We start from the raw sequence: 25,311 nt of genomic DNA on the forward strand, positions 1-25,311 counted from the left end.
ATTTGATATAACATCAACCTTTAAAAACAAATAGTGAGTTAATAAAGAAGCAAAAATGAAAAACATGAAGAAAAATCCAAAACAAAACAGGGAAAGCAGCCTTATGCGTAGTCCCCTTATTTTAGGATTATCAATGGTCCTATGCATACCGGTTGCCTATTCGCATGCAAAGTCAAGTAACATAGTGAACAATGAATCGGTTCAATCGATCCTGCAAGGACGTACTATCAAAGGTCAAATTATTGATGAGAACAATGAACCTTTAATTGGAGTATCCGTCACTGTAAAAGGCGCAAATACTATAGGAACCATCACTGACTTTGACGGAAATTATACATTGGATGTACCCGCAGGAAAAAACAGTCTTGAAATATCTTATATAGGATATAAAACCCAAGAAATAACCATTGGCAAAAACACACAATTGAATATCAAAATGCAGCCTGATACTCAAACATTGGATGAAGTGGTAGTGGTAGGATACGGCACTGTAAAAAAGAGAGATTTGACTGGAGCTGTTGCTTCCGTAAAAAGTGAGGATATTGTCCGAATGCCAACCAGCAATGTACTAGAGGCTATTCAAGGACAGGTGGCAGGTTTGGATATCACTCGCAGTAGTGGAGAAGCCGGTTCCGGAGTGAACATGACCCTACGTGGCACACGCTCCATCAATGGTGACAATAGCCCGTTATTCATCATTGACGGCATGGAAGGCTCTTACGATGAATTGAATCCGAATGATATCGCTTCTATTGAAGTACTGAAAGATGCCTCCTCTACAGCTGTTTATGGTGCTGCCGGAGCAAATGGAGTTATCATCATCACCACCAAAACTCCTAAAAAAGATAAATTCTCCATCGATCTGGATGCCTACTATGGTTGGAATGTCATCTCCAGCTTCCCCGAAGTAAATCGTGGAGAGGATTACATTAACTTCCGCAGAGAAGCACAAAGAACGGTAGGTGCCTGGAACAGCCCGGCCGATGACGGGAATCTTTTTCCCAGCTATATGCAAAAATATATAGACAACAATCAATGGGTGGACTGGTTTGATTTAGCTTCACAAACCGGTATCACCAATAGCTACAATCTAAGCACATCTTATTCTAATGACCGGGTCACCTCTTATTTTTCTTTAGGATATTACAATTTGGAAGGATTATTGAAAGGAGACGAACTGGAACGCTACTCGGCACGTGCCAAAATAGATTTTAAAGCCAATGAAATGGTAAAATACGGACTAAACCTATATGCCATGTATTCTGAAAATGACAAGCGTTACAGCCGTATATGGAACCGTATTCTCTGTATGCCACCATTGGGTACTCCTTATGATGAAGACGGCAATCTGGTAGACTACCCGTTGGGAGACGGCAACATGAATCCTTTGGCGGATATGGGAGAAGACCAATATGTAAATAATGTGAAGACATTGAGCGTAGCCCCACAGATTTATGTAGAATTGACTCCACTAAAAGGACTTTCATTCAAAAGTCTGTTAGGCGGATATTTCCGGAATGTGAAAGAAAGTAAGTATACCGGCACAAAATCATATCAGGGACTAGAAAGCGGACTAGTTCAGGCCACTATCCCAAACACCTTCACTTATAATTATAAATGGCAGAATATTCTGACTTATAACTTCAAAATAAAAGAGGATCACGATTTCACAATAACCGGAGTCACTGAATGGTCAAAAGACCAAAAAGAAAAAGCGACCGCCACTGCCAACAAATTTGATACGGATTCTTATCTATACCATAATTTAGGTGCCGCAACCGGTACACCCACAGTTTCTTCTTCTTATGTAGGTAGCCAAAAAATGTCCTATGTCGCCCGCATTAACTATAGCTATAAAGGACGTTACCTATTGACATTAAGCAGCCGCTGGGACGGTTCATCCATCTTGGCAGATGGAAACAAGTGGGATATGTTCCCCGCAGGAGCTATTGCCTGGCGCATTAGTGATGAACCCTTCATGCAGAATGTAAAAGCTGTTTCCAATCTGAAATTACGCGCCAGTTACGGTGTCACCGGTAATGCCGGTGCTTCAGAATACGCCACATTAGATTACAGCCGCACAGGCATTATCGGATTTCAAGATGTAGGAGTCCCTTATAGCGGTTATTCCCAATCTATCGCCAACAAGAGTCTGGGATGGGAAAAATCTTATATGACAGATCTGGGATTCGACTTGGGATTATTCAGTGACAGACTGAACGTGGCGTTCGACTGGTACCGGACAGATACTAAAGATATTTTATTCGAGAAAAACCTGCCCTATGCAACGGGAGGTTATGGCTCCTCTCCTTTCAAAATATGGTCTAATGTAGGCGAAACACGTAATACAGGTGTGGAATTAAGCATTACCAGCCGTAACTTTGTCGGACCTAAATTCCAATGGAGCACCACACTGGCATTCTCAACCAACAAGGAAGAAGTGATAAAAACAACCAGCGAAGGCCCGCTTCAGTTCGGAGACTACTACCTGATTCCCGGTGAGGCAATCAAAACTTATTACGGATACAAGTATGCCGGAATATGGGGTACAGCCGAAGCAGAAGAAGCAGCCAAGTACAGTCAGAAACCCGGACAAGTCCATATCGCAGAAAATGGTACTCCCGATTACAAACTGAATGCGGATGACTATTATGTTCTAGGAAGCGCTACACCGAAATGGTCGGGCAGTTTACTTAATAATTTCAATTATAAGAATTTCGACCTAAGCATTTTGTTGATTGCCCGGTGGGACTGGACAATCCCTTACGGTCTGACCGGATGGTATCGTACAGACGGTCTGACGCCTTCACCTACTGTATGTGACTACTGGACTCCTGAAAATCAAAGTGCCCGCTATCCCCGTCCGGATGCAAGTATTACAAACGGACAGGACCCGTATCAACAATGGGCTAATTATTTTGATGGTTCCTACTTGAAAGTAAAAACTATTTCACTAGGTTATACATTTCCCAAAAAATGGTTGGATGCCGTAAAGATTAACAAAATGCGTATATATTTTACCGCAAACAATCCGTTCATTTTTACAAAGTGTGACTACTTACAAAACTATGATCCCGAAAAGGGAGGAAATGATGACGACGCACCGTTGTCTAAACAATACGTATTTGGCGTTAATATCTCATTCTAAAAACTTATACTGATGAAAAAACATAAATTACTCTCTATATCAGCCGTAATCATGATGTTGTCTGTCTACGGCTGTAGCCTGGATGAATTTAATCCCTCCGGCATCTCTACAGAACAAGAATGGTCTACCCCGGCAGGCTATGAAAAGAAAGTGAACGACTGTTACTTTGACCTGGTCCGCATAGTTTATGGTCAGGCAGAAGACACCTATCTAATGGTTGCAGAAGGTGGAACAGACATTTGGCAAGATACGAATCCCGATGGTACCAACGGTAACTGGAGCAAACTACTCCGTTATGAAGATTACGGTGCTTCCAACGGTATGTTGAATGAAGGATATGCGGGTTTCTATGGTATATTGAGTGCATGTAATGCAGCTGTCCATTATGCCGACAAAGTGGAAGGTCTAAGCGAAACAAGAATCAACGAGTTGGTCAGCGAAGCAAGGTTTATCCGTGCCCATGCCTTATATAATATTGTAGAGCAATGGGGAGGTAAATACCTGCCATTGGAGCCTATGAACAGTCCTATTTCCGTTCTTCCTTGCAGTTCGGTTAATGATTTTTATAAAGTAATTCTGGAAGATCTGGAATTCGCCATGAAAAATCTTCCTATCACACAGGAAGTAAAAGGGCACGTGACACGTGCAGCCGCTTATCATTTATATGCCAAAGCCTGCCTCACCTTCTCGACCTACACAGATGGTTTAGGCAATACTACTGCCTTGACGGAAAGCGAAAGTAAAGCCTATCTGGAAAAAGCGAAGACAGCGGCAGATTATCTGATTCAAAATGCAGGCTCACTGGGGGTCAAGCTCTATGATAACGTAGAAGCTGTATTTGATGAGAACAATAACAAAAATAATGAAGAAGCACTGTTTATTGTCTGCCACTCTACCATTACGGCTTATAATCCTCGTGGAAACTATTTCAACCGTGTATGGAAACACTCCGAAGCATACAATAACAATACCTCAGGTATCTATCTTTCGGGCATGACACCCAGTTACGCCACAAATATCAACGGATACGAAGTTCCCAAACTGGCTAAAGGTAACTGCTATATGGAACCAAGCAAGTATATGCTTGATCTATATGGAGAGAAAGACGGTCGCTATAAAGCTTTCTTCAAAGACACTTATTATGTGAATAACGCTACGAACAGTACCAAGAACGGATATACATGGAACGAAGCCGATGCACAAAGATACGGTCTATCCACCAGCAGAGTCGGTAATTCTGCCTATGATATCACTTTAGGAGATACGGCTGTCTATTTATCTCGTAAGACCTATACACAAGCCGAAAGAGACGCTTGCCGCTATGCCATTTTCAACTTGGAAGACAACTATGCCAATACAAAAAGTCCTCTGAAGTTTTTCCCAAGTCTGAAGAAAGCAGATTGTCCTAGCCTATATGCCGGTTCAAATGCCTCCAAACCTTATTCCTCAGCAGACTGTATTGTTTATCGTTTAGGAGAAACCTACTTGCTATCAGCCGAAATTGACTGGAGATTAGGCAACAACCAAAGTGCTGCCGAAAGACTGAACATACTTCGGAACCGTGCCTGTAAAGGACATGACCATAGTATGGATATCACAGCTTCGGAAGTTACCCAAGATTTCTTGTTGGATGAATATGCGCGTGAAATGATAGGTGAATGGAACCGTTGGATGACCTTGAAAAGATTCCGTGCTTTCGAGAGCCGTATCACAAAAGCTAACCCGCAAATCACAAAATTCGATAAGAACATTCACTATTTACGCCCCATTCCCACAGCCGAATTATTGCTGATTGATAATGCTAATGAATATCAGAATCCGGGATATTAACCGGTAATGGCAAATATCATTAATAAAAAGACAGCTTGGATAAAATTCACTATCCAAGCTGCTTTTTTAAGAGGGATACTTCACTTACTGAACCATCCCCCTTCTGACCTTAAATTATTCACAAAAGGACTACCGCAAATAAGCAAACAATAATTATCAGCTTTCTTTTTGAACGAACCTATATTACTTAAAATTCAAATATTGCCGGTTTCCCGATACCCCATTCTGTTTTGCAGGACAGAAACGGAAGGAGAACGACATACGTTCAGCCGGAATCAAATAAGGCTGATGAGGATAAGCCCCCCAACTGGTGTCACCACCCACTCCCATCTGTTTCAGGTCAATGTTCCATGTCACCATATCCTTGAACTGGATATCAGATAAATGACGCTGCGATTTACGAAGACCTGGCTCATCTAAATCTTCTGTAGGGAACAGATAAGCACTGGTGCTGACATAAGGCTGTCCGACAACCATCAATCCCTGTCCGGCGGTATCTGTCAGGCTCATCCAACGGACTTCAGTCTTATTACCGTTTTCCTGCGGACGGTCATACGGGAAATACTGATCGGCCACACTTCCCTTGTACAGACCTACATAAGAAGAAGTATTCCGGTCTATATAATTCTCATGAGGACCACGTCCCAGCCATTCCATCTGACTAAACTGCCTGTTCAGTGTAATACTAACCCCCATCCGAGGCAATAAAGGCAATGTATCGTTACCCGGAATGAAAGTACAGTTCACATCCAAATACCCTTTTCCCGAAAAATGATAGGTAACGATAAAATCAGACTCTCCTACAGGCAACTTATAATGAGAAACAACCTCATAAACTTCTTTACCCAACGCCTTTTGTTTCATGGACAACAGTTTTGCCTGACGCCCCGCATCACGCCACGGACGCAAGGTTTTATTCATGCCATTTCCCATATCATTATCCGTCACAGGACGCCAGAAATTAGGACGTAAAGCTTCTTTTATCAGTTCCGTACTTCCCTCTTTATAAGAAATCAAAGCACCGGTTTCCTTATCAAAACCTACGCTCAGATTACCGGCTGTAAGTGTCAACAACGAAGCCGCATCATCTGCTATCACCGGTGAAGACTGAACCTCAGCAACAAACGGCTGATAAAATGGAAGACTCACCTGGGCATCAGCCAGTTTTGTTCCGGCTTTCAGCAGACCATCCTCATTTTTCAAACTGGCATAGAAATTCAAGAAATACTCCACACCGGGTTTTACCTGTATGGCTGGAAAAGAAGTCTTAAACTTACCCGTCTGCCGAGGAGCCAGGGATACATTATCAATAGTTCCGGTAGCCAAAAGTTCACCATTCCCCTCCAGCTTCCAAGTAAAATTGAAATCACTTAAATCCGTAAAGAAGTACTTGTTACGTAACTCTACCCATCCCTCATGATAATCCAATAAAGAGAATGCTATATTTTGATATACTTTTTTCACTTCATGGATATGCGGCTTCAAGGTACGGTCGGCGGCAATCAGACCGTTCATACAGAAATTGGCAGAACTTGGAGTACCTTTCGGAGCCAGGTCACCTCCGTATGCCCAATAGAATTTTCCATCCGGCGTCTTTGCATACAAGCCCTGATCTACCCAGTCCCAGATATGTCCGCCCTGTAAAGAGGGATATTTCTCTATCACATCCCAATAATCCTGAAGATTTCCTTCACTGTTGCCCATAGCATGGGCATATTCACATAGAATCAGCGGTTTGGACGGAAGATAGAGAGAATGATTGATCAATACATCTATCTTTTTATACATTGGACAGAAAATATCGGTATAAGGTCCCTTTATTCCGTCTTCCGAATGCACGGGACGCTGTGAACGGTCATTGGCATGTACCCATTTATAGGTAGCCGCGAAGTTACATCCCTCACCGGTTTCATTACCCAATGACCAGATAATGACACAAGGATGGTTTTTGTCACGCTCGAACATACGTTCCGTGCGGTCTATGAAAGCTTTCTCCCATTCGGGCTGGTTAGCTAGGCATTGATCGGGCTTATATCCCATGCCATGGCTCTCGATATTGGCCTCATCAACCACATACATACCATAAATATCACATAATTCATACCAGCGGGGATCGTTGGGATAATGAGAGGTTCGTACACTGTTGATATTATTCTCTTTCATCAATTGAATATCACGCAGCATGGATGCCTCATCTACCACATGACCGTTATAAGGATCGTGTTCGTGTCGGTTTACTCCTTTTATATAGACCGGCTTGCCATTTATCAGCAATTGAGCATGTTTGATTTCGGATTTACGGAAACCGACGTATTGGGAAATATATTGTTCCGGTTTGCCATTTACACGCAAAGTAATCAGCAATCTATACAGATTTGGTTTCTCCGCACTCCATAACAAAGGTTCTCTCACTTCCTTTTTAAAATGAAGTTCCCGATCGGCAGCATTCCAACGCTTACGCTCATTGTAGATACTTTTACCCGATTTCTCCAACAGGCTTACTTCCACTTCAGCCCCTTTTATTTTACCTTCTCCTGCTTTGCCCAACTCTACAAAAAGATGAAAGTCAGCATTCTTGTATTCCCCGTCAAGATCGGTAACCACTTCATAGTCACGCACATGAGTTGCGGATCGGGCATACACATAAACATCACGCTGTATGCCGGCAAAACGCCAGTAATCCTGATCTTCCAGATAGTATCCGTCACTGAACTTGAAAACCTGTACGGCTATTTCATTCTCCCCTTGTTTTACATACGGCGTAATATCAAACTCCGAAGGTGTTTTGGAATCCTGAGAGTAACCTACTTTTTCACCATTCACCCACACATAAAAAGCAGAAGCCACTCCTCCGAAATAAAGAATAATCTGACGTTTATTCCAATGGGCAGGAATAGTAAAAGTACGTCTATAAGAGCCAACCGGGCTGTTTTCCACTGCAATCAATGGTGGATTCTTCTTTATACCATACCCACTGCCTACATAAAAAGGATAGCCGAACCCTTGAAGCTCCCAATTGGAAGGAACTTTAATATCATCCCAACCTGAAACATCATATCCTTTTTGGAAGAAGTCCATCGGTCGTTCATCCGAACGGGGTACAAAATGAAATTTCCATGTTCCGTTCAAGGATTGGAAGTAAGGAGATTGTGATTTATCACCCTGCAATGCCAATTCTTTAGTGGGGTATCCCATAAAATTAGCCGCCGAAGGCAGACGATTGATATGAAGCACATCAAAATTCTCCCAATCATTATCCGAACGGGGGTATTTGTTTCTACGCACTTCTACATTGTCTGTGCTCGTTTCGTTAGCGCTCCTGTTTACCGGAGCGCCGTCATATTGGGATTGTGCCATACCTGCCAACGACAAAGATATGGCAATCCCTGTCAATATAGAACGAATTTTCATCATAAATATATCTTTTAATAAATTCGGAGTATCCGCATACTGATTTTTACTTCCACTATCATTGATCCAACAACAATCGCAAAATCAAAGCAGAAGACCAACCAAAGTTGGGTGCATTCAACACTTCACCTGTCAGTGGATTGTAGTTTTCATGAATCGGTCCGTCGGTCATCAGTCCTTGAGCATGTGCCATGAACTTGCGAGTCAGCAAGTCGGCTTCCTCCACATATCCGTAGCGCTTCAATCCGGTTATACCAAAATATACCTGGTTAAACCAAACCGGACCACGCCAATAACCGAAAGTAGGACGCAATGCAGGATGACTTACATCAAGAGTACCTAGCGGCAGGTAAGAGTTGAAATGTTTTTCATCCATCATGATGTTCTTCACACTCTCGGCTTGTTCCGGGGTAGCAATACCTGCCCACAAAGGCAACCACCCCTCAGCCCCCATCACCTTGACAGGTGTACGGTCATTCAAACGAATATCATAAAAGAAACCACTCTCGCTGTCATACATTTTAGTCTGTACATACAGCTTGATTACCTCAGCCTCCTTAGCCAACTGTTCAGAAAGCTCTTGCTTTCCCAAGATAGAAGCCATTTCCGAAAGTGTCAGTTTATCTACATAAAGGAAGGAATTCAAACAAATATTCTCCTGATCCATCGACCAAGCTTTCTCCATCTCATTCTTTAGCATCCGGGTGTCATCAAAACGCACACCGTTATCCATGCCGCTCTCCCAAGCCGCCGCAATCAGTGTACCATCAGTAGAACCATATTCGCAAATGCCATTGTGATCGTGGTCACGCTCAGCATACCACCATTGATGGAACCTATACAATTTATCAAATATTTCGTCCAAAAACGCTTTGTCTCCTGTAACCTTATAGACATTCATGGCTCCCCATGATGCTATAGGAGGTTTGGAGTCGCGCCAATTGTTACGTACCTTATTATAACCGATAAAATCAGGAACCATACCATTCTCTGCTTGATAATCGAACAAAGAAAGCATTTCACTCTTGGCCCCCTCAGGATTGTAGTACACATTACCCGATGCAATTTGCCAAGCATCCCACGACCAACATCCACCGATGAATCCTATATAAGAAGGGAAACTACAACCATGGAAGATATCACCAGCCGGAGTACGCCAATTGGAGTTTAACGTCATCAATGCTTTCACAGCAATGTTCCTGTAAGCGTTTTCTTTCATATAAGGACTGTCGGCAGATAGTACCCGTTGAAGCCCCTGATTCCAACGCTGCGCATTGTCGGCAAAACATTGATCAAAAGGTATGGACTTTATTGCAACATACTCCTTATCTGCCTCTTCGCCTTTCAAGGTCAGTGTCTGGCTGTATTCCGAAGTATAACTTTTGCCGGATTGCAGCAAATAGTCACTCTTCTCAACAACTCGCAAACTGTCGTTCCCCACAGTCATCACTTCATCGGCTGTATGGAAAAGCACGGTAGCCGTCACTTCGTCTACCGGCGGTTCGTTACGCAATGTGATAATCTGGCGATTGGTTCCCCAACGGCGACCGTAGAACGGACAATGGAACCGGACGCCCTTATCCACCTTAGAGGCAATAGTATTCTCTTCGAAAACACCGCCACTCCAAGTCAGCGACACATTCAAAGGTGTGTCACTAAGATTCGTAATAACAGAACGTACAAAAGCAGTGCGTGAAGTAGCAAAACACAACTCAGTAGTGAATTCCAACTGCGCATCTTTAAAATGTTGTATCAACTTTCCGGGTAGATACTTGGCAGTCTGCATATTGCGAACCAAGTCGTACTTTTCACCATTGACCACCAACGTAGGCTGTGCCAACGTTTGGGCAATCCATCCTCTTCCATGCATCGTCATAGGGCCGATGAAGGCACCCGCAAATGCCCTGCTTTGATTTACTGGCAACGCATAGCCACTCCATGCACCCAGATCAGAGAACAAATTGAGATCCCCATCTACAGATTGTTCCGGTACATTTTTCACATTCAACAAATTGGGAAAATCTTCCTGTGTCGTAAACAGGGACTTTTCTGGCTGTGTAGCGACCGGGGTACATGCCCCCAGCCAAAGAATGCTACACATTCCATATATAGGAAATAAATGTTTCATAAACGGTTCTTCCAAAATTATACAAACAAGATTACTTGCTATAGTTCGGATTCTGCTCCCAATCAGGATTCAACAGAAATTCACTATGAGGAATAGGAAACAACTGGTGCTTGGTATCTACATAATTCTCAACAAATGGTTTATTGTGAGCTTTCAGCGTTTCTTCTACAATACCCCAGCGAACCAAGTCATACCAGCGTGAACCTTCCAATGCCAACTCGCAAGGACGTTCTTTGTCTTGCAGATGTTTCAAGACTTCGGCTTTACCCATGGTAAGCGGCAATGCCGGTACATTGACACGTGCACGAACCTTATTTATTATGTTAATGGCCTCTGTTGTTTCACCCTTGTCATTTAGACATTCTGCATAAAGCAGCAATACATCGGCATAACGGATAACGGAAACATTAAAGAAACTATAGTCCCAATAATCACTCATACCCTCGGTATAAGTAACATATTTGTGCCAGAAGATTTCTCCTTCTTTGTGGTAATCCTTAAAGGATTTTCCATTCTCATAATAAAAGGGACGACACTCGGGATCGTCAAAAATAAGCGTATGAAGTGCACGGTCGCTAGACTTACCGTCTATAGTCTTATCAGCCAATAACGTCTGACACATCCAGTCCGTAGGATAAGCTTCTTCATATGCATCCAGTCCAGCCATAGGTCCCAAATGAACAGTAAACAAGTTATATTCATACTGTCCGCCTGAACGGTCTCCGGTAAACTGGATCTCAAAAAGAGACTCTTTATTGTTCTTGTGCATACCGTCAAAATTATCAGCCCAATTCTCCATCAAGCCAAAAAGACTTCCTTCTTTATCAATGATCTTCTTGAATTCAACTTCGGCTTTATTCAATTCTTTGCGAAACATATAGAACTTACCCAAAAGAGCCGCTGCCGTATAACGCGTGACACGTCCTTTTTCACTTTCCTCATAACTTTCGGGAAGGTCGTTCTGTACTTCTTTCAGTTCGGTCTCAATCAGACTTACCAATTCTCCCGGATTGGCCTGTGGCGGATAGAACTCTTCATCCGTACCTACCAATGCCTCCTTATAAATAGGAACTCTCTCACCAAAGTTCACATACAAACGATAATAAAAGTAAGCACGCAAAAAACGAGCTTCGGCTATGGACTGCTTCTTCAAGGCATTGAGTGATTCCGAGTCACCAGGTACAGTGGGAATGTTGGTCAAACATTGATTGGCATAGTTAATACCTTTATACAAATTAGTCCACTCCGTCTTGACTACGGAGTTAGTGGGTTCCACATTGAATGATGAAATATTCATCCAACTCGTCACATCATCTCTGTGGGTAATCTCATCACTTCTGTATCCGTCTATTACTATATAGCGTTCAAACGGTATCGCCCAAGATGCATTCGGCTGCAAAGCTCCGTATACACTAGTCAATCCTTTCATAATATCCCCTTCACTCTTCCAGAAAATACTAGGTGATAAAGCATTGGGATTAGAGTCTTCATCCAAGAAATCAGTGCAAGAGGAAAAAGACATTCCGCTCAGAAGAGCTGCATATAATAATATGTTTTTGAATTTCATAATCTTCGTATTAAATTTAATTAGAAACCGAATTTAAGACCCATCATAAAGTCACGACTCAAAGGAATGGCTGCATAGTCGTATCCCATCTGTCCGACTGAAGAACCGGTTGAAGGATCATAGCCTTTGTAGTTGGTAATAGTGAACAAACGGGTAGCGCCTACATAAATACGCAAGTTACTCAAGCCCATTTTCTTACAATATTTAACCGGCAGATTATAACCTATCTGCAAATTATTCAGACGCAGATAGTCACCATTCTCTACAAAACGAGTAGAAGTACGAGAGTTCTTATTAGGATCACCAGACACGGCACGTGGAATATCAGTATCAGGATTTTCAGGTGTCCAAGCATTCAAGGCATTCTTACCATAGTTGAACACATGGTCCATACGCTCCAACTGATATTTAGTATAGTTATAACGCTTAGCACCAAAGTCACCGTAGAAATTGGCTACCAAGTCAAAGTCTTTATAAGCCAAGTTAATGTTGAATCCCAATGACACCTTCGGTGTACCACTACCCACTTTCACGCGGTCGTTTGTATCAAGCATACCATCTCCATTCTGATCTATGAAACGGATATCACCCGGTTTAGCCACAGGTTGCAAAGGCTGCCAGTTGCCGTTTTGGTCCTTATAGCCATGAGCTGTGTTCCATTCGTCCACTTCCGCTTGATTTTGGAAAATTCCGGCAGTTTGATATACCCAGAATTCACCTATTTCACCACCTACATAAGTACGCAGAGCACCATACTCATAGAGATAATCAGGATTGGCCATAGATTTCAACACACTCTTATAGTGAGATAAATTCAAATCCAAATCGTACTTCAAACCTCCGGCTTTGCCATGATAAATAGCTTGCATTTCAAAACCGGTTGTGCGCAACTTACCATCGTTCACCAAGATAGAAGAATTATAACCGGTAGCCAAACTGATGTTACGGCTAGACAGCATATCACTGGTGTTCTTAATATAAGCCTCCGCAGAAAGCTCCAGTTTATTGTTCCATAAACTAATGTCTACACCGATATTCTTATACACCGTCGTTTCCCACTTGATATCGCTGGATGGAAAAGCAGTGATAGCATATCCCATAGAAGTTTCACGACCATCAAAAGGATAGTTCAATGCATGATTATTATAGCTCAAAGTAGGAATATATCGATAAAGACCTATGTTCTGATTACCTAAAGCACCGTAACTTAAACGAAATTTGAACATGGAAACAGTTTCTTTCAAATTTTCCCAAAATGGTTCATTAGCAATGTTCCAACCCAATGATACAGAAGGGAAGAAACCCCACTTGTTGCCTTTCGCAAAGCGTGAAGAGCCATCATAACGGAAAGAAGCCATAATCATATAGCGCATCATATAGTTGTAGTTCACACGGCCAAAGAGAGAGCGGAGAGCACTGCGAGTCTTAGTACCACCTACAGAATAGTTACTTTTAGCATGTCCCATCAAGCTCATACTATTATTCTCAAAATCAGAACCGGAAGCACTAAGATCTTCATACTTATTTTCTTCCTGAGAAAGTCCCAATAAAAGAGAAAGATTGTGTTTTTCAGCAATGGTCTTGTCATAATTAGCTGTCAATTCCAACAAATCGTTGGTAGTCTGCGAACGTGATTCAGACAAACTAGCCATCGTATTCCGTTTGGCCGCTCCAATCTCGTAGGTAGGTTTGAAAAGACGAGATTTGCCAAAGTACATATTGCGGCTAGCATTGAATTTCACGATAAGCCCTTTAATCGGCTCGTACTGCAAATAACCGGAAGCTGCGATATAATCGTTAGAGCTTGTATTATCAATCAATTTATTGAAAGCAACCTGATTACCGGCGTCAGACATGCCCATACCAGAGATGGCACCACCATAACCGCCATCATTGTTCTCATCATAAAGGAACGCTAACGGCTCCATATTCGTCACCTGATAAATGGAGGAGAAACCCGAATTGGATTCCAAATCGGCCGACCAACGACTATAACTTACCGATTCACCCATTTTAAACTTACCACGGGTAACATCAGAGTTCAAACGGAAACCGAACTTTTCATCTCCGGTAGCAATAGTCACACCGTCCGTCTTACTATAGAAAGCAGAAAGAGACACATTGGAATTAGCACTACCTGCCGTGTAACCGATGTTATATTTTTGTGTAAAACCACGTTGGTAATACTCTTTCTGCCAATCAGTATCAGCAAACTGGCTCGGGTCTCTCTCGTACTCGCTGATATATTTAGGCCAGCGGCTCTCGTCCGTACCTGCATTTATTAATGCCATCTTACGTACTTTAATAAACTCAGCTGAATTACAAACTTCCAGACGCTTCGGCACGGCACTCAATCCCCAATAACCGGAAAAAGTAATCTTCGGAGCTGAATTCATCGTACCACGATGTGTTTCAATCAAAATAACACCAGCTGCCGAACGTGAGCCATAGATAGCGGCAGTAGCAGCATCTTTCAATACGGAAATCGATTTAATATCTTCAGGATTAAGATAAGACATATTACCCGGGACACCATCGATAATCACCAGTGGACCGTTACTTTCGCTGTTCTCGCCATCATCATCTTTCCAAGAAGTCACACCGCGCACCTGCAAAGTGGCAGAAGAACCAGCAGCACCGCTGCCAAAGTTTACCGACAAACCTGGAGCCATACCTTGCAATGCCATCTCTGCATTTGCAGTAGGAATCTTAGACAATTTATCACCCGATACTGATGTTACCGAACCTGAAACATCAGACTTTTTCTGTGTACCATAACCAATTACAACCACCTCATCCAAAGTCTTGGTATCTTCTATTAATACGATTTTTATAGTAGACTGATTACCTATTTTCACAGTCTTTGTGGTATAACCTACATAAGAAACAATCAATTCAGTTCCCTTGCCGATAGATAAAGTAAAACGACCATCCAAATCAGTAATCGTACCGTTTGTAGTACCTTTTTCCAATACACTGGCACCAATGATAGGTTCACCCTGCTCATCGGCTACAATACCATTTATAGATTTCTGTTGTTTCACAGCTTCTACTTCGGAAGCCGCCTGCTTATATAATACAATATGACGATTTTCTATTTTATAATCGATACCTGATTTCGAAAACAACTGATCTAAAATCTGGTTTATCGTTTTATTTTCTACTTTAATGGATACTTTTCTATTGACATTGATTTGATTCAGATTATAGGTAAAATAGAATTCCCCTTTTTTCTCAATAGCATTAATCACATCATGCACCGTAGTATTTTCCATATCCAAAGACATCTTCACATTCTGTGAATAAGCGACACCTGCCCAACACGGGATAGTTCCCAATAATAGAAAAAGAACAAAGAATTTCATAATTAACAATGTTTTTCGTAGCCATAGTGATTTTTGCTCACCCAATGGTGTGCATTTCATAATATTATCCATACATTTGTAATTGATTAGTTTGTAATAAATTATAAGGTTACTCATTAATCCGGGTCGAAAGATGGTGGTGCGTCTTCGACCCTTCATTTTTTTGCAAGGGTTTTACTTCATAGGCATCCGTTGTTTTTCAAAGTTTCACATACTGTTATTTTTTATATAGGTATACCGTTTTCTTTTCAATTCTATAATCCACCCGTCTGGTTTCTTTCAGCAATTCCATCGCCTGGGCTATGGTCAAGTCTTTCCTAAAATGGCAAGTGAAATATTCTTCAACCAGCGAACTATCCATAATCCTGATTTTCACATCATACCGACGTTCTATAACCTTTGCCATTTCTTTCAAGGTCTTGTTGTCGAATCTCAGGTCACCAGTAGTCCAACTATCCACATTTGCCTGCGCCGAACTCCTTATTAACACCAAGCCGTCACTAACGGTGTAATATACCTGGTCATTGGGTGACATCCTTTCCTTACTTCTGTCATCTAAGGTTGACACTTCTACCGAACCTTCTTTCAAAGTAATCCAACTCGGTTCATCCAAGTAGGCTTTTGCATTAAATTTTGTACCCAACACCCTGATATTCAACATCGGCAATTTCACCGTAAACGGACATTTTGGATTATGCGCCACCTCAAAATAGCCCTCTCCTTCCAATGTGACCGTTCTATATTTTTCCGAAAACTTAGCCGGATAAGAAAAACGGCTCTCAGCGTTCAGCCAAACTGTTGTCCCATCACTCAGCAATAAAGAAACCCGTTGGCCTTTCGGAACCACTACCGTATTGTATGCTTCCGGTTCCTCTTTCGTGATATAGAACAAGTTTGTTGCAAAAAGACAAACAGTAACCAACACAGCCGCATACTTCCACCATTCCCCGATGGTGAATCTCTGTACCGGTTTCTCTCTTTTCTCTGCCTGCTTACTCAAGCCAAGCTGTCCGCTCAGTTGCCGATAAGCTTCATCCATACGTCCTTTATCCGAAAAACGCATTTCAGTTTTCAGACCCCAGATTTGCTCCAGCTCAAATAAACGCTGACGGCTATCTTTCTCCTTCAACCACTCTAAAACCTCTTTTTCTTCGGTTGCAGTACAATGCTTATTAATATATCGAATTAAAATATCGTCCTTCATTTACTTTCTTTATTGTCTTTCATTATTAAGACAATTAACCAAGAAAGAACTACGGGGTTAAAAAGAAGAAAAAATGCTTTTTTTTGCATTTTATTTTTTACAGACTCCAGAAAAAGCCTGCATGAAAGTATTAACGAAGCAAAAACAACAGGCAGAACAATACCTCCTTCAAATCCTCTCTCAAGAATTTTGTGGCTTTCTGTACATGTTCTTCCACCGTACGGGATGAAATATGCATAGCCTCCGCTATCTCTTTATAAGTCATCTCTTTAAAATAAGACAATTCGAAAGCCTGACGACATTTAGGAGGTAATTTAGAGATGGAAGCTTCCAACAATTTCCGGATGTCACGCTCAACCACCTCATTCCACAATTCATTGGCATCCGATCCTGCCAGCTGAAAGGCCATGCGTTCTTCCGCCAAACGCACCTCCTCCTCATGCCCCAGCACAACAGCTTGGTGCTTCAGATAATTCAGGCAATTATTCTGTGTACATTTATAGAGGAAAGAATGAATGGCATTAGGTGTCAAGGTAGACTTCTGTTCCCAATACATGACAAAAACACTTTGTACAATATCTTCAGCAATATGTTCAGGCACAAAACGGCAAGCTACAGACATCAGACGAGGATAGAAAAGATTAAAAAGAAGACGAAACTCCGCCTCGTCTCCTTTTTGTACTTTATTTATATCTATAGAAATTGTTTGCATCTCCACCTCCAATCCAAAGTTAACAGATGCAAAGCTAATTTATTTTTCCAACTCCTGCAAACTTTCCATTTTCTTTGTTTCCAGGAACTCATAGATGCCACAGAGATGTTCTTTTACCTTTTTATTCCCAAATTCATACACTTTCGTCACTAATCCGTCCAAAAAGTCACGGTCATGAGACACAACAATCAATGTGCCGTCAAAGTCCACCAAAGCTTGTTTCAGGATATCTTTGGTTTTCATATCCAAGTGATTAGTAGGCTCATCTAAAATCAACAGATTCACCGGTTCCAACAATAGTTTGATCATGGCAAGACGAGTACGTTCTCCACCACTGAGCACTTTCACCTTCTTCATGGAAGCTTCGGGGCCGCCAAACATAAATGCACCCAACAAGTCTCGTATTTTATTACGGATCTCCCCTTTCGCCACATCATCTATCGTTTGAAAAACCGTGAGGTTCTCGTCCAATAAAGAGGCTTGATTCTGAGCAAAATAACCAATCTGCACATTGTGTCCCAGCGTTAAAGTCCCTTCATGCTCTATCTCACGCATGATACACTTTACCAAAGTAGACTTACCTTCACCATTCTTGCCCACAAAAGCCACTTTATCCCCTCTCTCGATGGTCAATGAGGCATCCTTGAAAACTACATGGTCACCATAGGTCTTTCCCACCCTGTCCATAATGACCGGGTAATTTCCACTTCGTGGAGAAGGCGGGAATTTCAACCGCAATGCTGAGGTATCTTCTTCGTCCACTTCAACCAATTCTAATTTCTCAAGCATCTTCACACGGCTCTGCACTTGCAAAGTTTTACTATAAGTTCCTTTGAACCGTTCTATGAAATCCTTGGTTTCCTGTATCATCTTCTGCTGTTCCTCATATTGCTTCATCTGTTGCTCGCGTCGTTCTTTACGCAATATCAGATATTGGGAATAGTTCACTTTATAATCATAGATGCGCCCCATCGTCACTTCAATGGTACGGGTTGTGATATTATCTACAAATTTACGGTCGTGGCTGATGACAATTACCGCTTTGGCACTATTGACCAAGAAATCTTCCAACCACTGGATGGATTCAATATCAAGATGGTTAGTGGGCTCATCCAGCAATAATACATCTGGATTCTGGAGCAATAATTTAGCCAACTCAATACGCATACGCCAGCCACCACTGAAATCACTGGTAGGGCGATTGAAGTCCTCACGCATAAAACCAAGTCCCAGCAAAGCCTTTTCCACATCTTCTTCAAAATGGGTAAGATCAATGGAATAAAACTTCTCACTCATGGCAGAAATTTTCTCGATTAACTCCATATATGAATCACTTTCATAATCGGTACGCGTTTCAAGTTCCTTATTTATGGCTTCTATTTCTGCCTCCATAACATGAAGATGCGAGAATGCCTGAGAAGCTTCCTCGAATACAGTACGCCCATCCTCTGTCATCAGATGCTGAGGAAGATAAGCTATCACACAATCCTTAGGAGCCGACACCTTTCCACGACTAGGTTGCCGTACACCAGCCAAAATCTTTAATAAGGTAGACTTACCCGCACCATTTTTCCCCATCAAGGCAATACGGTCTTTCTCATTTATCTGAAAAGATATGTCACTAAACAAGGTGGTACCGCCAAACTCAACGGTCAATCCATCTACTGAAATCATATTTATTCTTTTAATCAGCAAGAGGGTGCGCCAAAAAATGATTCAAGCTACCATTTTTTGACACCCCCTCCTACAAGTTATACTTTATTGTTTTTATACTTTTTGCCAATATCAACTTGCCAATATTAATATCAATAATTGGGCAGTCAGAATACGAAGGAACATGGATACCGGATACACAGTAGAATAACCTACCGCCGGAGCATTATTACCTGCTGTCTGATTAGAATACGCCAATGCGGGGGGATCTGTGTTACTACCTGCAATAAGCCCCATCAACATGAAATAATTCATCTTGTAATGCCAGCGTGCAACCGCTCCCATTATTAATAAAGGTATAACTGTAATGAGGAAACCACAACCCACATACAACAGACCATCTCCATCGACAACCGTATTCACAAAATTCGCACCAGCCTTTATCCCCACACTGGCAAGGAACAAAGCAATACCAATTTCACGCAACATCAAATTGGCACTCATAGTGGTATAAGTCACCAATTTCAATTTATATCCGAAACGACCTATCAAAATAGATACAATCAACGGACCACCGGCCAAACCCAATTTTACCGGAGTAGGAATACCTGGAAATGCAATAGGCAGACTACCAAAGAAAATCCCCAAGAAGATACCCACAAAAATAGTCACGATATTAGGATGATCCAAACGTTTCAATGAGTTACCCATCAAATTGGCAACACGTTCCACCGCATCCTGAGGACCTACCACCATTACACGGTCACCTACCTGCAAGGTTAAGTTACGTGAAGCGAAGATATCCATACCTGAACGGTTGACACGAGTCACATTCACACCATACATACTACTGAAATGAAATTCCCCCAATTGCTTACCATTCATTTTAGGTTGTGTAATCAAAATACGGCGGGATACCATCGGAGTATCCTGCTTTTCCCAATCCACTTCAATTTTAGGACCGATAAAAGCAATAATGGCTTCCGCATCATCCTCTGCACAAACCACAAACAACTGATCACCAAGATGGAAAACAGTATCACGATTAGGAATACTGACATGACCGTTCTGCAAAATACGTGAACAAACAAAATCACGCCCCATGAAGTCTCTGACCTGAAGCAACGTTTTTCCTGCCAATGCCTCATTATGAACTTCCAGGTGCATCATACGAGGAGTCAGATGAGGATTTGCAGCTTCTTCTTTAGCGATATCCTCTTCCTCCTTTTTCAAATTAATCTGGCAAATGTAGCGGATAGCAATAATAGAACCAATGATACCCAGCACTCCCAATGGATAAGCGCACGCATATCCCATCGCTATCTGCGGGCCATTGTAATTCAGCTGGCTCAACGCTTCGTTGGCAGCACCCAGTCCCGGTGTGTTCGTTACTGCACCACAAAGAATACCCACCATCATAGGCAGCTCTATCCGGCCGTTCAAGCCATAATACAAAGCCACAGCCACAGCAATATTCAATGCGACAATCCCCATTGCTACTAGATTCATTGCAATCCCTCCTTTCTTGAAGGAAGAGAAAAAAGAAGGACCTACCTGAAGTCCGATACAGAACACGAACAATATTAGTCCGAAATCCTGTAAAAATGTAAGTATCTGTGTATTCCCCGTTAAACCGAAATGTCCGCAGACAATACCGGTAAACAAAACAAAAGTAACACCTAACGATACTCCGAAAAATTTAATTTTTCCCAGCAACACTCCTACTGCAATCACAAAAGAATAAAGCAGCACGATATGCGCTATTGAGTTTTCATCAAATAATAGATTTTGTAACCAGTCCATGATATAATACTATGTTTTTATAAAATTGCCGCAAAATTAATGAATTCCCCTCACTCAACCCAACAATTTGAAAACTATTATTTCATGATTCTTATTTATTTTGCAATATCCACTTTGCAATAAGAACATCTTTTGCTTTCGTCAGTTAACAAAATGACAGAAACCTCTCTTTCTCCTTTATGAAAATAGCTAAAAAAAGGATTCTATTTAAAAGGTTTTAGTATATTTGCCCATACTATTGAAAAAGTATGTGATATAATTCTTAAATATTAATACCGAATAAACTATGGCAGATAGTAAAGAGAAACTCTTTTCGGACTTCCCAGCCGTTTCTACGGAACAGTGGATGGAAAAGATTACAGCAGACTTGAAAGGCGCTGATTTTGAAAAGAAATTGGTTTGGAGAACCAACGAAGGTTTTAAAGTAAAACCATTTTATCGCCAGGAAGATCTGGAAGGTTTGAAAACAACCGAAGGACTACCCGGAGAATTCCCCTATGTAAGAGGCACGAAGAAAAACGACAATACTTGGTTCGTGCGTCAAGAAATCAAAGTAGAGTGTCCTAAAGAAGCCAATGCTAAAGCACTGGATATTTTGAACAAAGGTGTTGACTCATTGGGATTCTACGTAAAGAAGAAAGATCTCAGTCCTGAATATATCGAAACATTATTGAATGATATCTGTGCGGAATGCATTGAGTTAAACTTCTCCACTTGTCAAGGACATACGGTGGAATTAGCCAAATTGTTGGTTGCTTACTTCCAAAAGAAAGAATACGACCTGACCAAATTGCAAGGCTCCGTCAACTATGACCCTATGGGTAAAATGATGGTAAAAGGCAAAGACCTTAGCAATTTCATCACTACCGCCAAAGAATTGGTAGAAGTACTGGCTCCGCTACCTAAATTCCGTTGTATCTGTGTCAATGCGATAGAACTGAACAATGCCGGATCTTATATTTCACAAGAACTGGGATATGCATTGGCTTGGGGTAACGAATATCTGAGCAAACTGGTAGAAGCAGGAGTTCCTGCTGCACTGGTTGCCAAGAAAATAAAATTCAATTTCGGCATCAGTTCCAACTATTTTCTGGAAATTGCCAAGTTCCGCGCAGCACGTATGTTATGGGCGGACATCGTAAAAGAATATCATCCTCAATGCAACTGCCAACCCGAATGTCCGAACAAAGCGGAAGACGGCACTTGTTTCTGTGCCTGCAAAATGGTGGCACATGCTGAAACATCCACTTTCAACCTGACTTTGTTTGACGCACATGTAAACCTGCTCCGCACTCAAACCGAAGCGATGAGTGCCGCCTTGGCAGGAGTCAACTCCATCACTGTAACCCCGTTTGACAAGACTTACGAAACTCCGGACGACTTCTCTGAACGTATCGCCCGTAACCAACAGTTATTGCTAAAAGAAGAATGTCATTTCAACAAAGTAGTTGACCCCGCCGCGGGTTCTTACTTTATTGAAAATTTAACAATTTCTATTGCCACACAGGCATGGGAGTTATTCTTGAAAGTGGAAGACGAAGGAGGAATGCTGGAAGCAGTCAAAGCAGGAAAAGTACAGGAAGCGATCAACGCAAGCAACAAGGTCCGCCACGACTCCGTTTCAAAACGCAAAGAAATTCTACTGGGTACCAACCAATATCCTAACTTCAATGAAAAAGCAGGCGAAAAGGCTCCTGTAGAAGCCAAATGTTGTTGTGGAGGCAATCATGACAACTGTGAAAAACCGTTTGCCACATTAAACTTCGACCGTGCTGCCAGCCAGTTTGAAGTACTTCGTTTGCAGACAGAGAAATCCGGCAAACGCCCGAAAGCATTTATGCTAACTATCGGTAATCTGGCCATGCGCCAAGCACGTGCCCAATTCTCATGCAACTTCTTGGCTTGTGCCGGTTACGAAGTAATCGACAATTTGGGCTTCCCCACAGTAGAGGCCGGTGTCGAAGCAGCTATGAAAGCCGGTGCAGACATCGTAGTTATCTGTTCCAGCGATGATGAATACGCAGAATATGCTATTCCTGCATTCAAGGCATTAGATGGAAGAGCCATCTTCATTGTTGCAGGTGCTCCTGCTTGTATGGAAGAGCTGAAAGCCGCAGGCATCGAAAACTTTATCCATGTACGTGTTAACGTATTGGACACATTGAAAGAATACAACGCTAAGTTAGGAATTAAGTAAGGAAGAACAATGAAACCGAATTTTAAAAATATAGATATATATGCCGGATTCCAACCTCAGAATGGTATGGAGTGGCAAAAAGAAAACGGCATCACCGCCGACTGGAAAACGCCGGAACACATTAATGTGAAGCCTGTTTACACTAAAGAAGATTTGGAAGGCATGGAGCACTTGAACTATGTAGCAGGTATTCCTCCTTATCTTCGCGGCCCGTACTCCATGATGTACACTTTCCGTCCTTGGACTATCCGCCAGTACGCAGGTTTCTCCACTGCCGAAGAAAGCAACGCATTCTATCGCCGTAATTTGGCATCAGGTCAGAAAGGCTTGTCTGTCGCATTCGACCTTCCGACACACCGCGGCTATGACCCCGACCATGAACGTGTAGTAGGTGACGTAGGTAAGGCAGGTGTATCTATTTGCTCATTGGAAAATATGAAAGTTTTGTTCGATGGTATTCCTTTGAATAAGATGTCTGTTTCCATGACCATGAACGGTGCCGTACTTCCCATCATGGCATTCTACATCAATGCAGGTTTGGAACAGGGAGCTAAATTGGAAGAAATGGCCGGAACCATCCAGAATGATATCTTAAAAGAGTTTATGGTGCGTAACACATATATTTATCCACCTGCCTTTTCCATGAAGATCATCTCTGACATATTTGAATATACCTCACAAAAAATGCCTAAGTTCAATTCTATCTCCATCTCGGGCTACCACATGCAGGAAGCAGGTGCCACAGCAGATATTGAATTGGCTTATACACTGGCTGACGGTTTGGAATATCTTCGGGCCGGAGTCGCTGCAGGTATAGACATCGACGCATTCGCTCCACGTCTGTCATTCTTCTGGGCTATCGGCATGAATCATTTTATGGAAATTGCCAAAATGCGCGCAGCACGTATGTTGTGGGCCAAAATTGTCAAACAGTTCAACCCGAAGAATCCAAAATCACTGGCATTGCGTACCCATTCCCAGACTTCGGGCTGGTCATTGACAGAGCAAGATCCATTCAACAATGTAGGTCGTACTTGTATTGAAGCTATGGCAGCAGCATTGGGACACACCCAGTCACTGCACACCAACGCGTTGGATGAAGCAATTGCATTGCCCACCGACTTCTCTGCACGTATCGCACGTAATACTCAGATTTATATTCAGGAAGAAACATATGTTTGCAAGAACGTTGACCCATGGGGTGGTTCTTACTATGTAGAATCTTTAACTAACGAATTGGCTCACAAGGCTTGGGAACATATTCAGGAAATTGAAAGCTTGGGCGGTATGGCGAAAGCTATCGAAACCGGAGTACCCAAAATGCGTATTGAAGAAGCTGCGGCACGTACTCAGGCCCGTATCGACTCCGGTGCCCAGACAATTGTCGGCACCAACAGATATCGTTTGGAAAAAGAGGATCCTATCGATATCCTTGAAGTAGACAATACAGCTGTGCGTTTGGAACAAATTGAAAATCTGAAGCGTTTGAAAGAAGGCCGCAATCAAGCAGAAGTAGACAAAGCTTTAGCAGCCATCACCGAATGTGTAAAGACAGGTAAAGGCAATTTGCTGGAACTGGCTGTAGAGGCGGCTCATGTCCGTGCTACCTTGGGCGAGATTTCGGATGCTTGTGAAACAATTGTAGGACGTTATAAAGCAGTAATCAGAACTATATCAGGCGTGTACTCATCAGAAAGTAAAAAGGATACAGACTTCGCAAAAGCTTGCGAACTGACCGAAGAATTTGCAAAGAAGGAAGGCCGCCGTCCGCGTATCATGATTGCCAAGATGGGACAGGACGGACACGACCGTGGTGCAAAAGTAGTTGCAACAGGTTATGCCGACTGTGGTTTCGACGTAGATATGGGACCGTTGTTCCAAACTCCTGCCGAAGCTGCTCGTGACGCAGTGGAAAACGACGTTCATGTAGTAGGTGTTTCTTCATTGGCTGCCGGACATAAGACACTGATCCCGCAGATTATTGAAGAATTAAAGAAATTAGGTCGTGAAGATATTTTAGTTATCGCTGGTGGTGTTATCCCCGCTCAAGACTATGACTTCTTATACAAGGCAGGTGTTGTAGCAATCTTCGGCCCCGGAACTTCTGTTGCCAAAGCAGCTGTTCAGATTATGAACATTTTACTGGACGAAGAGGAATAAACTTTTTCACCTAAATAGTTTATCATTTTAAACAATAGTAAAGAATCTGTTTACACTTATTTTGTGTTTACAGGTTCTTTACTTCATTCAAAACAATGGATTATAGCAATTAGAACAAGTATAAATTAAATCC

Annotated in this window: 12 protein-coding genes; 4 read left to right on the plus strand and 8 right to left on the minus strand. The window is 42.2% G+C overall.

What is annotated here, in order from left to right:
* Nucleotides 1-55 precede the first annotated feature (55 nt).
* Nucleotides 56-3,148 carry a SusC/RagA family TonB-linked outer membrane protein gene (locus AB5935_RS14360; protein WP_007843444.1) on the plus strand — a complete coding sequence of 1,031 codons (3,093 nt, stop codon included), beginning with the start codon at nt 56-58 and terminating at the stop codon, nt 3,146-3,148.
* A 12-nt stretch (nt 3,149-3,160) separates the two neighbouring features.
* Nucleotides 3,161-4,978 (plus strand): RagB/SusD family nutrient uptake outer membrane protein, encoded by a 1,818-nt coding sequence (locus AB5935_RS14365; RefSeq protein WP_007831112.1) that lies wholly within the window; start codon nt 3,161-3,163, stop codon nt 4,976-4,978.
* A gap of 183 nt (nt 4,979-5,161) precedes the next feature.
* Here AB5935_RS14365 and AB5935_RS14370 read toward each other — a convergent pair whose 3' ends face one another.
* The 8 genes from AB5935_RS14370 to AB5935_RS14405 all read right to left on the minus strand — a co-directional run bounded on the left by AB5935_RS14370 (nt 5,162) and on the right by AB5935_RS14405 (nt 20,821).
* Complete coding sequence (locus AB5935_RS14370; RefSeq protein WP_008674159.1) at nt 5,162-8,392, minus strand: glycoside hydrolase family 2 TIM barrel-domain containing protein; 3,231 nt, start codon at nt 8,390-8,392, stop codon at nt 5,162-5,164.
* 55 nt (nt 8,393-8,447) lie between these two features.
* Nucleotides 8,448-10,517, minus strand: coding sequence for an MGH1-like glycoside hydrolase domain-containing protein (locus tag AB5935_RS14375; RefSeq protein WP_022185901.1), 2,070 nt, complete (start codon nt 10,515-10,517; stop codon nt 8,448-8,450).
* Nucleotides 10,518-10,548: 31 nt separating this feature from the next.
* Nucleotides 10,549-12,084, minus strand: a complete 1,536-nt coding sequence (locus AB5935_RS14380) for a RagB/SusD family nutrient uptake outer membrane protein (RefSeq protein ID WP_038611493.1) — start codon at nt 12,082-12,084, stop codon at nt 10,549-10,551.
* Nucleotides 12,085-12,104: 20 nt separating this feature from the next.
* Complete coding sequence (locus tag AB5935_RS14385) at nt 12,105-15,521, minus strand: TonB-dependent receptor (RefSeq protein WP_007846909.1); 3,417 nt, start codon at nt 15,519-15,521, stop codon at nt 12,105-12,107.
* A 145-nt stretch (nt 15,522-15,666) separates the two neighbouring features.
* The gene (locus AB5935_RS14390) at nt 15,667-16,653 is read right to left on the minus strand and encodes a FecR family protein (protein ID WP_007846908.1); all 987 of its coding nucleotides are present in this window, start codon (nt 16,651-16,653) and stop codon (nt 15,667-15,669) included.
* A gap of 130 nt (nt 16,654-16,783) precedes the next feature.
* A complete protein-coding gene (locus AB5935_RS14395) occupies nt 16,784-17,365 on the minus strand; it encodes an RNA polymerase sigma-70 factor (RefSeq protein WP_007831098.1) in 582 nt (193 codons plus the stop codon).
* A gap of 39 nt (nt 17,366-17,404) precedes the next feature.
* The gene (locus AB5935_RS14400) at nt 17,405-19,039 is read right to left on the minus strand and encodes an ABC-F family ATP-binding cassette domain-containing protein (protein WP_038611496.1); all 1,635 of its coding nucleotides are present in this window, start codon (nt 19,037-19,039) and stop codon (nt 17,405-17,407) included.
* Nucleotides 19,040-19,150: 111 nt separating this feature from the next.
* Nucleotides 19,151-20,821 carry a putative transporter gene (locus tag AB5935_RS14405; protein ID WP_007831096.1) on the minus strand — a complete coding sequence of 557 codons (1,671 nt, stop codon included), beginning with the start codon at nt 20,819-20,821 and terminating at the stop codon, nt 19,151-19,153.
* 286 nt (nt 20,822-21,107) lie between these two features.
* On the opposite strand from AB5935_RS14405, the gene mutA reads away from it, so the two are divergent.
* Together mutA and scpA are read left to right on the plus strand one after the other, a co-directional pair.
* Nucleotides 21,108-23,018 (plus strand): methylmalonyl-CoA mutase small subunit, encoded by a 1,911-nt coding sequence (mutA, locus tag AB5935_RS14410; RefSeq protein WP_038611499.1) that lies wholly within the window; start codon nt 21,108-21,110, stop codon nt 23,016-23,018.
* A gap of 9 nt (nt 23,019-23,027) precedes the next feature.
* The gene (gene scpA, locus AB5935_RS14415; protein WP_007831094.1) at nt 23,028-25,178 is read left to right on the plus strand and encodes a methylmalonyl-CoA mutase; all 2,151 of its coding nucleotides are present in this window, start codon (nt 23,028-23,030) and stop codon (nt 25,176-25,178) included.
* Nucleotides 25,179-25,311: the final 133 nt, after the last annotated feature.

The organism is Phocaeicola sp. RTP21198st1_B8_RTP21198_201120 (genome assembly GCF_040929485.1).
GTDB lineage: Bacteria > Bacteroidota > Bacteroidia > Bacteroidales > Bacteroidaceae > Phocaeicola > Phocaeicola dorei.